The organism is Homoserinimonas aerilata (assembly GCF_006716125.1).
GTDB classification, from domain to species: Bacteria; Actinomycetota; Actinomycetes; order Actinomycetales; family Microbacteriaceae; genus Homoserinimonas; species Homoserinimonas aerilata.
In genome coordinates, this window is the sequence record NZ_VFOM01000001.1 from 1934759 (window position 1) to 1949489 (window position 14731).

Genomic DNA, 14731 nt, shown 5'->3' on the forward strand with positions numbered 1-14731 from the left:
TGTCGGCGAGAATCTCCTGCTGAGCGTGAGCCGATGACGACGACGCGACGACGAACAGAACCGCGGATGCCCTACAGCAGCGCCGAAACCCGCTCGCGGATGCTCTCCGCAAGCGCGTCGACCGGCTCGGCCGCGTCGAGCACGAGGAAACGCCCCGGCTCTGCCTCGGCGAGCGCCAGATAGGCGGCGCGCACGCGGGCGTGGAACTCCTGCTTCTCGGCCTCGAGTCTGTCGAAGCGGGTGCGGGCGCTGTCGAGGCGGGCTCGACCGACGGTCTCGTCGAGGTCGAGCAGCACGGTCAGCTGCGGCAGCATGCCCTCGCTCGCCCACAGCGAGATGCCGCGGATCTCGTCACCGTCGAGCACCCGCCCGGCACCCTGGTAGGCGACGGAACTGTCGATGTAGCGGTCCTGGATGACGATGTCACCACGGTCGACGGCGGGCCGCACCACCGTGGCGATGTTGTGGGCGCGGTCGGCAGCGTAGAGCAGCGCCTCGGCCCGCGGCGAGATGTGCCCGCGGCTGTGCAGCACGATCTCGCGCAACTCCAGCCCGAGCTCGGTGCCGCCCGGCTCGCGCGTACGCACGACGGTGCGACCTTCGCCGGCGAGCCAGTCGGAGAGCAGCTGCGCCTGCGTGGTCTTGCCCGAGCCGTCGCCGCCCTCGAATGTGATGAACAGCCCAGCCACCGCTACTCCTTCGGGGTTGTGGTGGGCAGGCCGTCCTTCGCGGCGGGCTTGCGCGCGGGAGCCTTCCTGACGGTCGTCGTCGCCTTCGCCGCAGCCGGCTTTTTAGCGGCGGGCTTCTTGGCTGCCGGCTTCTTCACCGCAGCCTTCTTCGCGGCAGGCTTCTTCGCGGCCGCCTTCTTCACAGCGGGCCCCTTGGCGCGCTTGTCGGCGAGCAGCTGAACGGCGCGATCGAAGTCGACATCCTCGACGGTCTCCCCGCGGGGGATGGTCGCGTTGGTGACGCCATCGGTCACGTAGGCGCCGAAGCGGCCGTCCTTGATCTTGATCGGCTTGCCGCTCTCCGGGTCGGGCTCAAACTCCTTGAGCGCGCTCGAGGCCCGCTGGTTGCCGTACTTGGGCAGCGCGAACAGCTCGAGGGCTCCGGCCAGGTCGATGTCGAAGATGGCGTCTTCGCTCGTGAGCGAGCGGGTGTCGGTGCCCTTCTTCAGGTAGGCCCCGTACCGGCCATTCTGGGAGGTGATCTCCTCGCCGGTCTCCGGGTCTGTCCCGACAACACGCGGCAGATCGAGCAGGCGCAGTGCAGTCTCGAGATCGATGGTGGCCAGATCCATCGACTTGAAGAGGGATGCGGTGCGCGGCTTCGGTGCGGCCACCTTCTTCTTCGGCTTCTTGGGCGCATCCGCCACCTCGCCCGTGGCCTGGTCTGCCACGATCTCGGTCTCAGGCTCAGGGTCGACCTCGGTCACGTAGGGGCCGAAGCGGCCGTCCTTGGCGACGACGTTCTTGCCGGTGTCGGGGTTCACGCCGATGACACGGTCGGTGACGACCGGAGCATCCACGAGCTCCTGCGCCTTCTGGGGCGTGAGCTCATCGGGCGCAAGACCCTCAGGAAGGTTCACCCTGCGCGGCGTCTCGCCCTCATCGGCGGCCACCTCGAGATAGGGACCATAACGGCCGATGCGCAGCGTGATCGCATCCGTCACCGCCGTCGAGTTGATCTCGCGCGCGTCGATCTCACCGAGGTTGTCGATGACGGTGCGCAGGCCGCGGTGCTTCTCGTCGCCGAAATAGAAGCTCTGCAGCCACTCGACTCGGTCCTGCTCACCACCGGCGATACGGTCGAGGTCGTTTTCCATGGCGGCCGTGAAGTCGTACTCGACAAGATCGCCGAAGAACTGCTCGAGGAGTCGCACAACGGAGAACGCAACCCACCCAGGAATGAGCGCCTGGCCGCGCGGGGTGACATACCCGCGGTCGACGATCGTGGAGATGATGGCGGCGTAGGTCGACGGCCGCCCGATGCCGAGCTCTTCGAGCTTCTTGACGAGGCTCGCCTCCGTGTAGCGCGGCGGCGGGCTGGTCTCGTGGCCCTTCGGCTCCACCTCGGCGACGCCCAGGTTCTGGCCTTCGCTCAGCGGCGGTAGCTTCGCCTCCTTGGCCTCGCCCGTGTCGGCCTGGTCTTCGTCACGGCCCTCCTCGTAGGCCTGCAGGAAGCCGCGGAAGGTGATGACAGTGCCGGATGCGGTGAGCTCGGCAACAGTGCCATCGGCGACCTTCGCGGTGATGCCGACAGTCGCGGTCATACCCTTCGCGTCGGCCATCTGGGATGCGACGGTGCGCTTCCAGATCAGGTCGTACAGCTTCCAGTCGTTGCCGCGCAGGGTTCCCTCGAGTTGGCTCGGCGTGCGGAACGTGTCACCGGCCGGCCGGATCGCCTCGTGCGCCTCCTGCGCGTTCTTGCTCTTGCTCGCGTAACTGCGCGGCTTCTCCGGCACAGTGTCGGCCCCGTACAGCGACGCCGCCTGCGAGCGGGCCGCACCAACGGCCTGCTGCGAGAGGTTGAGCGAGTCCGTACGCATGTACGTGATGTAGCCGTTCTCGTACAGGCTCTGCGCGATGCTCATCGTCTGCTTCGCCGAGAAGCGCAGCTTGCGCGCGGCCTCCTGCTGCAGCGTGGAGGTGCTGAACGGGGCGGCCGGTCGACGCGTGTACGGCTTCGACTCGACGGATGCGACGGTGACATCTGCGGACGAATCGCGCAGGGCATCCGCCAGCTTCGTTGCCGTGGCCTCGTCGAGGGCGCGAACGCCAGCCTTCAGCACTCCCTTGTCGTCGAAGTCTCGGCCCGTGGCGATGCGCTCACCGTCGACGCGAACGAGGCGCGCCTCGAACGGGCGCCCATCTTCGGGGGCGAGCTGCGCGGTGAGATCCCAGTAGGACGCGGCGATAAACGCGAGCCGTTCACGCTCGCGGTCGACGATGAGTCGGGTGGCGGCGGACTGCACGCGGCCCGCCGACAGGCCGGGGCCGACCTTGCGCCACAGAACGGGTGATATCTCGAAACCGTAGAGGCGGTCGAGGATGCGCCGGGTCTCCTGCGCGTCGACGAGTGCCGTGTCGAGCTCGCGGGGGTTCTCCTGCGCGCGCTGGATCGCCTCCTGGGTGATCTCGTGAAACACCATGCGCTTCACGGGCACTTTCGGCTTCAGAACCTCGAGCAGGTGCCAGGCGATGGCCTCCCCTTCGCGGTCCTCATCAGTTGCGAGGTAGAGCTCGTCGGCGTCCTTGAGGGCGCGCTTCAGATCGGCGACGGTCTTCTTCTTCTGCTCCGACACGACGTAGTACGGCTGGAAGTTGTTCTCGACGTCGATCGAGAACTTGCCGAGGGAACCCTTCTTGAGCTCAGCCGGCAGGTTCTTGGGCTCGATGAGGTCGCGGATGTGGCCGACTGAGGCCTGCACTTCGTAGCCGTCACCCAGGTACTGGGCAATGGTCTTGGCCTTCGCCGGCGACTCGACGATGACGAGTTTCTTCGTTCCGGACACCGGACTCCTCGTAGATGTGATGCAAGTCGGGCAGCAACGCTACGCGGCGACTCTCGAACCCCTGACTGATTGGGGCCGACAACGAGAACCATACACAACCATTCCTTGGTGCCTGTTAATCGGCGGCTGGACATCCGCTGAGTGACCGGATGCGATCATCTCGCGATCATCTGGCCGACGGGGGGCCCGCCGTGGCCGTTGCGGCGGCCCCGAGCCCACCCGCCGACACGGTGACGGAGACCGTCGCGACAAGCCCGTCGAGAGAACACTCCTGCAGCACGGCGCCGTTGGCTGAGGCGACGGATGCCGCGGAGTCGCAGGCGATGCCGGGCACGATTCCGATGGCAACGTCCGCTGCGGCGAGCGCCGCCGCATCCGCCGCCGTCGCCGCCAGCCCCTTCAGCATGAGCCCTCTATATAGGGGTGCACTCGCGAGCATGAGCAGCAGCACGGCGGAGATGATCGCGACGACGAGCACGGACCCGGCACCGCGGGCATCCGCCACCCCGTGCCGCAGGCCGCTGCGCAGGCGGCTGGCCATCATCCACCGCCCGCGAGTGAGCAGGCGCCCGCCGTCACGGTGAGCGCTGCGAGAAGACCGCTTCCGGATGCTCCCGCATCGACGCAGACAAGCTCGCCCTGCCACCGAACATCGAAGTGGGCGCCCGGCAGCAGTGAGGAGAAGCGGGCCCGGGCATCCGCGTGCGATTCGCCTCGCGCGATGGATCTTGCGGCGCCGCCCGCAGCATCCTGCAGCCTCATCTGCTGCCCGCCCAACTGCACCGAGGCGAGGCAGACGGTGAGCACGATGGCAACGGCGGGCAGCGTCACCGCGAACTCTGCGGTGACACTGCCGCGCTGCCGTCGATCAGCCGCCGACGGTGAGCGCACTCTGCACAAGATCGGTCAACACGGTGCGCACCTGCTCGCTGCGCATGATGACAACCAGCAGACCCGCGAATCCGACGGCCGCCATGATGACGATCGCGTATTCGGCGGTGGCGGCGCCCCGCTCGTTCTCCTGGCGCAGGCGCGCCATGATTCTCCTCATCGTTCTCCTTCTTCCTGCCCCTTGGGGGCGGTTCTGTGGTGCCGGCCGACACCGCTTCCTCCAGTGTTCCGAGCCGCGGAGGGGCGGATGCGGGCGAGCAGCAGATCGGTGGACGGTCGGCGAATATCGTGCCTGTGAGGGACTTGTCGCTCACAGGCCATCACTGCGGGTAGCTTGTCCCTGTCTCGATTCTCGGTGCAGAGCACTCCCTTCCATGGTTTACGTAACGTCCGATATGCGCGACGCTTACGGGAGCGGTCGCCTAACGTCGAAAAGATTGAATGACGACGCTGCCACATCCTCACCCTCTCTTGTCAGTACGCTGTCCATCAGACTTTGGTCTTCAGAGTTCGTGTCGCAGAGGGGAACGCATGGGCAACCTATCCGAGGAGTATCGCGGTCTGGCTGGTCAGCTCGCAGGGGGGCCAGCATTCCTCCTGCTGGGTCAAGATGGTGCAACGCGAATCGGAGAAGCCGTTCGAGCCCAACCATGGAGCGGCGTCTACACAAGCATGGGGTCACGAGACGTTGCAGATAGATTTCGTGCTAACTGGCGCGCGAGCGCATCGCACGGTGCGATGGGACGCGCACCATCACGTAGCCGAACGGATCTTGAGGTTCGTTACCTTTTCGGTGCGGAGCACCTCCCCGAGCCCGATCGGCCCGCTTCTAATCAAGTCGAGGTTGCGAAAGCCAGCCTTCGCAGCGTCCAAGAGTTGACGCGGTTCGTCTCGGAAACGATCACGCCACGAGGCGTGCTTCTTATCGATGGCTGGAAGCCTCACGATAAACTCGATGTAGCGACCCTTGGTCCGACGCTCAGCCTGCTCGGCAAGAGGCAGTCGCATCTCTTCTCAGCCGGCGACTGGCGCGCGGACCCATTCATCGTGAGCCTCGTCGATGACGGCCTGCTCGTATTGCACGAAGCACCACTTGATGACGTACTCCGCGACCTCGCGGAAGCCGGTGCGCTCAGGTCGGATGACGCTTCGCCCGGCGCAGACCACGTAATAGCGCTTGGAGACGGCTTCGTCAGCGTCGACGTGAATACCTGGAATCAGATACGCCGCTCGGCCCGTCCGGTCGACTTGGAGCTTCTCACACCCCCCGTATTTAGCTCAACCGCCGCGAAGTATCAGGAGTTTCGCAACTTTGTCGGCGCAACTGAAGGTGCCCCCCGGTGGTCTGGGCTCGCCGCTAGAATGCACTTGCGGCGAGACTTCGAGGCGGAGGTTCTTGACCACGCGTTGAAGCAGGTGCAAAGCAGGGAGCTTCCCGCACCCATCGTCGTGGAGGGGCAGACGGCAACCGGTAAGAGTATCGGGCTTGCATCAATTGCATTAGAACTCTCGAGATCGGGCCGAGTCGCCGTCCTCCATCAAGCCCGCCGAACGGTTCGTCCCGCCGTCGAGGACGTGGACATGTACGCGGCTTGGGCCGAAGACCACGGAGCCGAGGCCACGGTGCTGGTGTGGGACGGGATGACCAACCCCGCCGAGTACGAAGCGCTTTCACGACAGCTGCGCGCCCGCGGCCGGCGAGTGCTGATCATCGGAACCACCTACAAGAAACAGGCCGCGCCGTCATCCACAATTTTCACCGCAGCGGCAGAGCTGAGCCCCGGTGAAGTTTCGCGCCTGATCGACCTCCTCACTTCCTTCGGCGTGGAAATTCGCCGGCCAAAAAACGCACTGGATACGAGCTTCCTTGCGTTTCTCTACTACACCCTTCCTGAGACCGAGCGTCAACTTCGAAGCGGTCTAGCGCGCGAGATGCGAGCCGCCGAGTTGGCGATCTCCGAGCTTGCTCGCGAGCAGAACGAAAAGCCATCATCGCAACAACGCCTCACCGCGATGCAGGCAGCGCTCCAAGCAGCGGGCATCGACTTGGAAGAACTCCTACCGCAGAGCAACTCGGATAAGCCAGTCGCCGCGCAGTCCTTCGCCGAACGCGCGCCCTTGCAACGTATTACCGCTCTCGTTCTCGTCGCAGGGAAACACGGCGTTCCCGTACCGATCGATCTTGCGCTCAGGGTTCTGGGACGCGAGGGTTCGCAGAGCGTCAGAGACGCTCTCAACTCCTCGGACATCATCCGGGAAATCAACGACGACAACGGAGAAATATTCCTAGCGGCAAGGTCGCATCTGGAAGCAGAACTGCTTGCTCAGCACGAGGTGCCGGTAACAGTCGAGATTGAAGTCATTGCCGAAGCCATCCGGAACATTCGAATCCTGGACGGGTTTGGCGGCGGTGCCGACGAGGTTCAGTTCCTCGTTTCACTGTTCGAGCGCATCGGCCCTGCAGCTGATCTTCCGAGATATCGGATGCATTTCGGCGAGATTGCCGATGCGCTTAGAGAACGGCGCCACGAACTCGGTTCGCCCCGGCCACGTCTTGCGCTTCAGGAGTCCAACTTCGTGCGCGGTTACGTACAGTGGCAGCAAGATGCGCACGAGGGGTCGCTGGCGTCTCGAGTGTCAGCACTCGAATACAACGCAGAACTCTTGGATGAGGTGCTATCGAGCGCGAGCACCAAGGGTTTGATCCGGCTTTCGCTGTCCGTCGAGCTCGCGTCGACCCTAGGCGCAATAATCTATGAGTATTCGCACGGCGAGAACGGCGAGACCATCGAGGGTCTTGCTGGGCGTCTGGACGATGTGCTCGGAGCGGTTCTCGATGCTCGTGCTGTCGATCCAGGCAACACCTACCCCGTTGACGTCCTGGCATGGTCAACGCTAGAGGCCATCGGCACTGGCGCAATGCGACCTGATGAACGCCTCGATCGTCTCGCCTACGCTGTGGCAACGCTGGAATCATTGGACCGAAGCACGCTGTCGGAAGCACAACTGGCGAAGCTTGACAGCCGTGGCGTTTCACTCAACAAGGCGCTCGCGGATGATGCAGCGGTGTGGTCGTACCTTCAGAACCTCGAGACGAACACATCCCCAGCAGCTACTTACTTCCTTGCGCAGTCTGAAGCGAAGAACGTTCCCAACGGCGAGCGACAGGCCCTCAGTCGTCTCCGCGCCGCGCCGGCGCAGACTAGGAAGGATTGGCGGTGCGCTCAGCTCCTCGTCGACCTCACTTGGAGGGACATCGCCGGGGCGCGCCTCCTCAGCGGGGAAAGACTTCCGTTGCACCTCAGTCCAGCGGACCTCGCCCAGATCGCCTCGCTTTCTGCTGACCTGCAAGGCGCGGAACTCCCGGATCTCTACCGCCTTCGCTTCATCCAAGCCGTCGCTCAGTTCTCAAAAGGCAACTATGCCGAAAGCGGAAAGCTTTTCCGCGAGGTTGGCGACCTCACCCGTCAACTCTCGAAGCGCATCTACACGTCGTACTTCCTTGCGGACGAGAATCAAGTACCTCGAGTCTTCACCGGCCGAGTGGAGTTTGCAGATGCGCGCTCGGGCGAAGTGTGGGTCAATGAGCTCGGCACCCGGATCAAGTTTGAGCCGCGTCTGTTCTCTGCGACTGGCGACTTCGCCCGGAGCCAGCAGCTCCCGGCGTTCTTGGTGGGCTTCAAGCTATCCCGAGGCCCCGTCGCTGAGCCACGCTCGATCTATCGATCGAGGTCTCACGCGTGACCGCCGCGCTCTCGACCATCGACCAGGCGAAGCGTGCAAGCACCGGAGTCGGGCTGAAGCCAGTGACCGTCGATTGGCAGCCTGTCTGTGACAGCGATGCAGACTTCGCCGCGCTCGTCTCGAACTACTACCAGCTGTACCGAGAAGAACTATCGGCCGATATTGACTTCCTGCGTAAGTTTCGACGCAGTCCAAGCGCCGAGGAGTTCGATTCAGCGATCCATAAGCTCAGGACAGGCGCACACCACTCGACAAATTCGGTCGCAACGCTCTACTACGAGCAATGGTTGTCTGAGGCTGCCACCCCCCAGGCGTCCGCGGATGCCTTGGTTGCCCTTCTGGGGAAGGCGCTGGACGGACTGGCCCACAACGCCGTACTGGTCGCAAGAGATGCCACGGCGAGACGAGACTGGAGCGATGTCTCGTCGACCGATGTCTCCGCAATCATGATCAGTGTGATCGAGGATCTTGGACTTTATTACTCGCCGAGTAAGCAGGGCTGGTTCGTCCGTCAAGTTGAGGGAAGGTTGAAAATCGATTCCGGCAGCGGGTCTCGACGGGCCGTAGTGATGGAGTATTGCCTGCAGATATTGGTCTCGCGACACGCGCCGCTCCCGGTTCCGTACGTCGATGTCCTGGACCATCTGGGCTTGCTGAACGACAGCCGAGCAGAAGGCGCCGTCCTAGTCGCCTACTCCGTGGCGTCAATCGGCCCGGGGCTCAGTGGCGAGGCCTTCTTGACTCGAGTAGAAGAGACATGGCGGGCGGCCGCAGCCTGCTGAACTAAGTCGGCATGGTAGAGATCCGGCCGGGCATGACACAGTTTCGCGGAGCGAGTCACGTCCAAGTTGTAGTCGATTCATCGTGCTATCGGGAGCGTTCGCGGCGTCTCGCCGCCGTGCCCGTTGACCGACGATACGACCAGTTGTCGCGATTATCTGAACCTGCTCACGCTGCGGTCTGACATCTCGTTGTCAGGATTTCAGGGGTCCCATCGTCAGTAGTGAAACGGCGAAGGCGCTCAGGAGGGTTTGACCGTGCGTTCGCTCTAGAGTGGATCAACGAGTCGCAGACTCGTCAGACCCGTATCAATCCAAAAGGAGATGCCGAGGCGTGCCAGCTACTCTGTCGATCCCGGCGACGCGCCGCTACGGAACACATTCTCCCTTGCGATATCCCGGCGGCAAGGCCGCTCTTGCAGGGTTGTTCGCTGATCTGATTTCAGAACTGGGACTCGACGACGCCAAGTACGTCGAGCCATATGCGGGCGGTGCCGGTGCCGGTGTTGCGCTTCTTCGTGAAGGGCTAATTCAGGAACTCGTGGTCAATGATTTTGACCCCGCTGTTTACTCGTTCTGGCGCAGCGTCGTGCACGACAACGCTGAGTTCGTTCTAATGCTGGAGAAGACCCCCCTCAACATCGAGGAGTGGCGGCGACAGCGGGAGATTTACCGGAGCGCTGATGCAAACGACCCTCTCAAACTTGGGTTCGCATTCTTCTATCTCAACCGCACCAACCGATCTGGGGTACTGAGTGGAGGAGTGATCGGTGGCCTGAACCAAACGGGCAACTACAAGATCGATGCTCGATTCAACAGAGAGACCCTGAAGGAGAGGGTGGCTGCTCTTGGGAAACTTGCGGACCAGATCACTGTCCGCGACGACGACGGACGGACGGTCATCTTGGACTATGCAACTGACCCGAAGGCGTTCCTCTATATCGACCCACCGTACGTACGGGCTGGTTCACAGCTGTACTTAAACGCCTTCGACGTACGAGATCACTCAGACCTCGCGGCGGTCGTGTCCGACGCTGGCGGTAACTGGTTCATGACCTACGACGAGTCGCCGCTGATCGAGGAGTTGTACGCCGAATTCTTCCTGTGCCGTTACGAGTTGAACTACTCAGCGAGGCATCCCGGTCGCGCTTTCGAACTCATGATTGCGTCCCCGCCGGTTGAGGCCGCACTGGCGCGGGTGACCGCTGCTCGGTCAGCATGAATCGCACGAGCGGGAACACTACCGTCCAGGCCTGATGCACCTCTCGGCCGGTCACATCCACGTTGACGCTATGGGACACGAGATTGAACCATTGGCCAGAACCGGGAACAGTGCTGGCATCCCGCTTCACCCGGTTGAGCGTTGAGATGGCGTACGCGAGCTGTCCGTTCTCCTTATAATCCTTCGTCACTCGAGCCATCACCTGACCGAGCATCCCTGTCAGCTCGACGCCGTTGCCAAGTCCAAAATGCTCTTTGATCGAGGCCTCGATGAGCGATCGCATGAGCATTGTGGCGGCGGCAGGAAAGTCTCGGACGTTAATCAACCGCAGTTCGCGCCAGCGATGCTGGAGCGTCGTTGGTAGATTCCGCTCGTCCACGCCCTGTGTGTTCAAGTACACCCGAAGTTCTGGGAGGGAGGGTCCCCGTCCACGAGGCTTATCCGCGGACTCCTCGCCTTCCTGATCGTCCGATTCGGCATCGCCTTGATCCGACCCTGTCGGAGCGTCATCGTCCCGAGATCCTGGATCGTCCGTTTCGGGCGCATCGCCTGTCGTCTCGCTGCCGTCCGCACAGTCCTTTGCTGGCGGCGAGTCGTGGCTCGGCTCAGTGTCGGAGTCGGTTTCGTCCGGATCGTTGCGATCGCCGTCCCCATCACTCGTGCTGTCCCCGTCAGGGGCGGCGGGTCCGCCCTCCGGCGTCCCCTCCTCGGCATTGGACTGCTCTTCTTCAGGGAGTCCGCGCATTCCGCGCATCAGTTTTTCATACTCCCTCGTACCGGCTTTCAGTCCCCGACGCGTGTTCACCTCGTTGGTCATGAACCCGGTGAGTAGCCGCTCAAGCGCAGCTAGTTGTTCGGGGGTCGTGGCCCAGCTGACTACGCGTGATTGAGCGTCGAACTTCAGCCCGATCAACTCTTGGATCGTTGCGTTGCGGTAGGCGTATTCGAAAGCCGACATCGTGAGCTTCGGACCGGAGATGTATGCGGACAACTGGGGGTTCGAGAATGCGGTTCTGCGTAGCTGCTGGCGCACTCGTCCCATACGGACGACACGCGGCAGGTCCTTGATGGCTGGGAGTTGCCCCCTCAACTGATCCAAGGTCGTGGAGCCGGTTAGCTGAGCCAGAACGAACTTGGCTTGCTCGTCGAGACTCCAAGCCTTTTTGGACTGTCCGATGTGGAGTCTTGCGAGGATGGGTGCAGCGGTCTGACGGTCCGGAAGCACCATGGCGCGAATGCGGCGCGGTAGACCCTCTGCCTCGATGGCGTACCGCTTCAGTAGCCGCTCGATCTCACCCTGGTGTGCCGGAGCGAGCGAGGGTTTGAGCAGCGCGAGAAGCGCAGATACCCGCCTGTTACCTTCCAGGAGAATCAGCTTGCCATCTTCGCGAACTACGAGCGGCAACTCATTGTCCACGTACTGGTCCCGCAGGATCAGTGTCGCGACTTCCTTGACGTTCTCCTCTGCCCACAGATAGTTCATTGCGGCGGTCTCGGTTGGCTGTTCGTCGGCGAACCGGAAGTTGTTGATGTCGAGATGAAGGTCGCTAACATCGACCGGCTCGATCGGATACTCTACGTACGGCATTCACACTCTCCCTATGGCCCAAGAGCATTGTGGCATCGCGAGGCTCGCCCAAACCATAGCGCTCCCGCGCGGCAGACTGCTCTCAGCCGTGAACGTTGAGTTCGCGAATCGTGAAACATGAAACCTCTAGACGTTCGATAACGGCGGCAGTATCCGAGGGTTGCCCGAAGCCAGCTACGTCTGTGATCGTGGCCATGGATACGCATGATCTACGGCCGTTAGATCCTGAGTAGGCCAACGCGGCCTCCGATCCGAAGGCACTCAACGGGTTGACCCCACGCCGAGGGTGGCCGGAACGTGATGGCGCGGGAAGCCACAAGCAGCCAGCGCATCGGCTACATGAGTGCGATGGCCCTCCTCGAATGCCGCGATGGTGCAGTCGGTGACTATATCGAAATCGCCGAGGCGATCGAAAGGACCGATGGGGAGGGAGGTCAAGAAGGACCTCGCTGAGCTGTTTCGACCTGTCGCCGTACGCGTCGCGCTCCACAACACCGACGACCACCTGCGTAACCACGGCTTCCTTCGCGACGAGGGCGGCTGAGTATTGAATCCTGTCTTTGATGTGAACCGGGAGTCCGATCCGAAGCACCGCCAGACAACGATCGCCGGCGCCAGCGTCGTCGACTACGAAGCGGGTGGTCTTGTGGAGCTTGCCCGAACCTGCCGACTGAGCCCGGCCCGGATGCGCGAAGAACTTGATCGCATCGCTGATGTGCTGGAGCTATGGCGTGACACGGCGAGCACCACCGGCCTCCGCAGTGCGGAGATCACCCACTTCTCGAGCGAGATCACACAAGGTATTGCCGTGCTGCGCGCGTAGCATGCCTCACCCGGGCGAGGTTGCTGGGGCCACTGCTCACAGGCCGCCAACGGTCGTCGTGACGACGGACACCATGAGCGGGGCAACGCCAAGCAGCATGAAGGCCGGCAGGATGCACAGCCCGAGCGGCAGCATGAGCGTCACCGAGAGGGTGGCTGCGCTGCGTTCTCCGTCTGCGCGGGCGCTGCGGCGCGCCTCCTCCGCCTGGGCTCGCAGGAGCGCCGCCGCCGGCACCCCTGCCCTGCGCGACAGCTCGAGCACCTCGTCGGCCTCGGCCGTTCCGCCGCCGAGGCCGCAGCGTTCGAGGGCGCGTTCGACGGTGGCGAGCGCCCGGTCGAGGGCTGCGCCGCCGGAGACGGCGACCGCGACGAGATCCAGGGCGATGCCGGGGTTGTGCTTGGTGGGTTCCGCGCCCGCCATGAGGCGGCGGTTCCAGGCGCGGGCGGCGACCATGAGTGCGACGCCGGCGACGAGGCACACGAGCCCGATGGGCGTGGTGAGGAGTGTGCCGACGGTGTCGAAGCCCAGGGCGAGGCCGAAGAGGATGCCGACGGTGGGGAGGGCGAGCACGAGTCGCGCCGTGGCGACGGGAGCGGCGAGCGCTGTCTCGCGGGCGCGGCGGGTCTGCGCCATGTCGCGGAGCGATCCGGCGAGCGCGTCGAGGGTCGAGGCGAGCGGCGCCCCGGTCTCGGTGGCAACCATCCAGGCGGCGGCGAGGCCCCGCCACAGTTCCGCGTCGGGTGGCGCTGGCCGGGCCGCGACCGCTGTCTCCGCCCGGGCGAGCACCGCATCCGGGATCGTCTCCCCCTCCGAGACGGCCTCCGCAACACGCACGACGCCCTCGGGCGCGCCCGCGGTCTCGGCGAGGTGGGCCCATGCGGAGGCGGGCGTGACGCCGGCCGAGAGCAGCACTCCCAGACGCTGCACGACGGCGGCGATGCGGTCGTCTGCGGGCCGCGCCCGGCGCATCCGGCTCACCGTTCGACGACGGCGAGACGGTCGCGCGCGTCGAGTTCGAAGCGGCCGACGTTGGCGAGCCTGCGCCTACCGCCCTCGCGCACGACATGCAGCACGGCGCCGATGGCGCTGACCGCCTGCCGGGCGACCGCGGTCGGGCTCATTCCGGCGAGCGCGCCGAGTGCCTCGAGCCGGGCAGGAACGTCGGCCAGCGAGTTCGCGTGCAGCGTGCCGGCCCCTCCGTCGTGGCCGGTATTGAGCGCGGCGAGCAGTTCGCGCACCTCCGCGCCGCGGCATTCGCCGAGCACGAGCCTGTCGGGTCGCATCCGCAGCGCTTCGCGAACGAGCCGTTCGAGGCCGATCTCGCCTGCCCCTTCCAGGTTCGCCTGCCGGGCCTCCAACGCGACGACGTGCGGGTGTTCGATGCGCAGCTCGGCGACGTCCTCGATGGTGACGATGCGCTCATTCGCGGGCGCGAGGGCGAGCAGCGCCGACAGCAGGGTCGTCTTGCCGCTGCCGCCGGCGCCCGTGATGAGCAGGTTGCTGCGGCCTTCGACGAGCGAGGCGACGGATGCGATGGGTACGGTGTCGAAGAAGCCGTGCGTCTCGAGCTCGGTCACCCCCAGCCGTTCCACCCTGGGCAGCCGCACCGAGAGCAGGCTGCCACCGGTGGCGACGGGCGGCAGCACGGCGTGCACGCGGATGCCGCCGCCGAGGCGCACATCGACGCAGGGTGCGGCCTCATCGATATGGCGGCCCCCTGCGGCGATGATCTTCACCACAAGCTCGCGCAGCTCCTGTTCGTCGCGAAAGGGGTGCTCGCACCGCTCGGGCCCGCGGCCCCTGTCGACCCAGACGGCGCGGTGGCCGTTGACGAAGAGGTCGGTGACGGCGTCCTCGGCGAGCAGCCGGGTGAGCGGGCCGAACGCGTCGAGGCCTCCCCTGCTGCGGCCGACCCGCGGGACCTCGGCCCCGCCTCCGTCTGCCCCGTCCGGGTCGCGGTGCGGAACGAAGCGGGCCGCCATTGCGGGCACCCTCTCCGCGGAGTCGCGGCGGTCGGTGGGTGCGGGGCGCTCGGGTACGAAGGCGGTCATCCCCCGACGTTACGAACTGCGGCCTGCCCTCCGACGGCCTGTCACCGGATCAGGGGATGGCCCGTGCGAGCAGGTGGTTGGGGAGGAGAAGCTGCAGCAGATCACGAGCTCGTCCCCCG

General features: G+C 64.6%; 13 protein-coding genes. 5 read left to right on the plus strand and 8 right to left on the minus strand.

All coding sequences use genetic code 11. The annotated features are described in order from the left end of the window. Nucleotides 1–71 precede the first annotated feature (71 nt). From tmk to FB562_RS09095, 5 genes are all read right to left on the minus strand, one after another. The gene (tmk, locus tag FB562_RS09075; protein ID WP_141880812.1) at nucleotides 72–689 is read right to left on the minus strand and encodes a dTMP kinase; all 618 of its coding nucleotides are present in this window, start codon (nucleotides 687–689) and stop codon (nucleotides 72–74) included. 2 nt (nucleotides 690–691) lie between these two features. Continuing rightward, the gene (topA, locus tag FB562_RS09080) at nucleotides 692–3514 is read right to left on the minus strand and encodes a type I DNA topoisomerase (protein WP_141880813.1); all 2823 of its coding nucleotides are present in this window, start codon (nucleotides 3512–3514) and stop codon (nucleotides 692–694) included. Between the two features lie 166 nt (nucleotides 3515–3680). Further along, a complete protein-coding gene (locus FB562_RS09085; RefSeq protein ID WP_246081412.1) occupies nucleotides 3681–4058 on the minus strand; it encodes an Rv3654c family TadE-like protein in 378 nt (125 codons plus the stop codon). Further along, nucleotides 4055–4405: a TadE family type IV pilus minor pilin gene (locus tag FB562_RS09090; protein ID WP_246081413.1), complete on the minus strand. Its 351-nt coding sequence runs from the start codon at nucleotides 4403–4405 to the stop codon at nucleotides 4055–4057. The genes FB562_RS09085 and FB562_RS09090 overlap by 4 nt, the downstream gene beginning before the upstream one ends. After that, on the minus strand, nucleotides 4383–4565 hold the full coding sequence (locus FB562_RS09095; RefSeq protein WP_141880815.1) for a DUF4244 domain-containing protein: 183 nt from the start codon (nucleotides 4563–4565) through the stop codon (nucleotides 4383–4385). The genes FB562_RS09090 and FB562_RS09095 overlap by 23 nt, the downstream gene beginning before the upstream one ends. A 716-nt stretch (nucleotides 4566–5281) precedes the next feature. Between FB562_RS09095 and FB562_RS09100 the strand changes: the two genes are divergently transcribed. The 3 genes from FB562_RS09100 to FB562_RS09110 all read left to right on the plus strand — a co-directional run bounded on the left by FB562_RS09100 (nucleotide 5282) and on the right by FB562_RS09110 (nucleotide 10150). Continuing rightward, nucleotides 5282–8149: a hypothetical protein gene (locus FB562_RS09100; RefSeq protein ID WP_246081414.1), complete on the plus strand. Its 2868-nt coding sequence runs from the start codon at nucleotides 5282–5284 to the stop codon at nucleotides 8147–8149. Next, nucleotides 8146–8931: a hypothetical protein gene (locus tag FB562_RS09105; protein ID WP_141880816.1), complete on the plus strand. Its 786-nt coding sequence runs from the start codon at nucleotides 8146–8148 to the stop codon at nucleotides 8929–8931. Before FB562_RS09100 ends, FB562_RS09105 begins: the two co-directional genes overlap by 4 nt. Before the next feature lie 331 nt (nucleotides 8932–9262). Next, nucleotides 9263–10150, plus strand: coding sequence for a DNA adenine methylase (locus FB562_RS09110; RefSeq protein ID WP_141880817.1), 888 nt, complete (start codon nucleotides 9263–9265; stop codon nucleotides 10148–10150). Here the strand turns inward: FB562_RS09110 and FB562_RS09115 are convergent. Further along, nucleotides 10086–11738, minus strand: coding sequence for an ICP22 family protein (locus FB562_RS09115; protein ID WP_141880818.1), 1653 nt, complete (start codon nucleotides 11736–11738; stop codon nucleotides 10086–10088). The two genes, FB562_RS09110 and FB562_RS09115, sit on opposite strands and share 65 nt — an antisense overlap. A gap of 421 nt (nucleotides 11739–12159) precedes the next feature. On the opposite strand from FB562_RS09115, the gene FB562_RS09120 reads away from it, so the two are divergent. Continuing rightward, a complete protein-coding gene (locus FB562_RS09120; RefSeq protein ID WP_185740496.1) occupies nucleotides 12160–12282 on the plus strand; it encodes a HipA domain-containing protein in 123 nt (40 codons plus the stop codon). 3 nt (nucleotides 12283–12285) lie between these two features. Then, a complete protein-coding gene (locus FB562_RS09125) occupies nucleotides 12286–12561 on the plus strand; it encodes a hypothetical protein (protein WP_221625372.1) in 276 nt (91 codons plus the stop codon). 36 nt (nucleotides 12562–12597) lie between these two features. Here the strand turns inward: FB562_RS09125 and FB562_RS09130 are convergent, their stop codons facing one another. Together FB562_RS09130 and FB562_RS09135 are read right to left on the minus strand one after the other, a co-directional pair. Beyond that, on the minus strand, nucleotides 12598–13530 hold the full coding sequence (locus tag FB562_RS09130; protein WP_141880821.1) for a type II secretion system F family protein: 933 nt from the start codon (nucleotides 13528–13530) through the stop codon (nucleotides 12598–12600). A 5-nt stretch (nucleotides 13531–13535) separates the two neighbouring features. Further along, entirely contained in the window at nucleotides 13536–14612 is a 1077-nt protein-coding gene (locus FB562_RS09135; RefSeq protein ID WP_141880822.1) for a TadA family conjugal transfer-associated ATPase, read from the minus strand. Nucleotides 14613–14731 lie beyond the last annotated feature (119 nt).

Bases quoted from the DNA above. Each gene is read 5' to 3' on its own strand.
- FB562_RS09115 (WP_141880818.1), bottom strand. From the start codon at position 11,738: ATGCCGTACGTAGAGTATCCGATCGAGCCGGTCGATGTTAGCGACCTT.
- FB562_RS09135 (WP_141880822.1), bottom strand. From the start codon at position 14,612: ATGACCGCCTTCGTACCCGAGCGCCCCGCACCCACCGACCGCCGCGAC.
- FB562_RS09085 (WP_246081412.1), bottom strand. From the start codon at position 4,058: ATGATGGCCAGCCGCCTGCGCAGCGGCCTGCGGCACGGGGTGGCGGAT.
- FB562_RS09120 (WP_185740496.1), top strand. From the start codon at position 12,160: ATGGGGAGGGAGGTCAAGAAGGACCTCGCTGAGCTGTTTCGACCTGTC.
- FB562_RS09130 (WP_141880821.1), bottom strand. From the start codon at position 13,530: ATGCGCCGGGCGCGGCCCGCAGACGACCGCATCGCCGCCGTCGTGCAG.
- FB562_RS09095 (WP_141880815.1), bottom strand. From the start codon at position 4,565: ATGAGGAGAATCATGGCGCGCCTGCGCCAGGAGAACGAGCGGGGCGCC.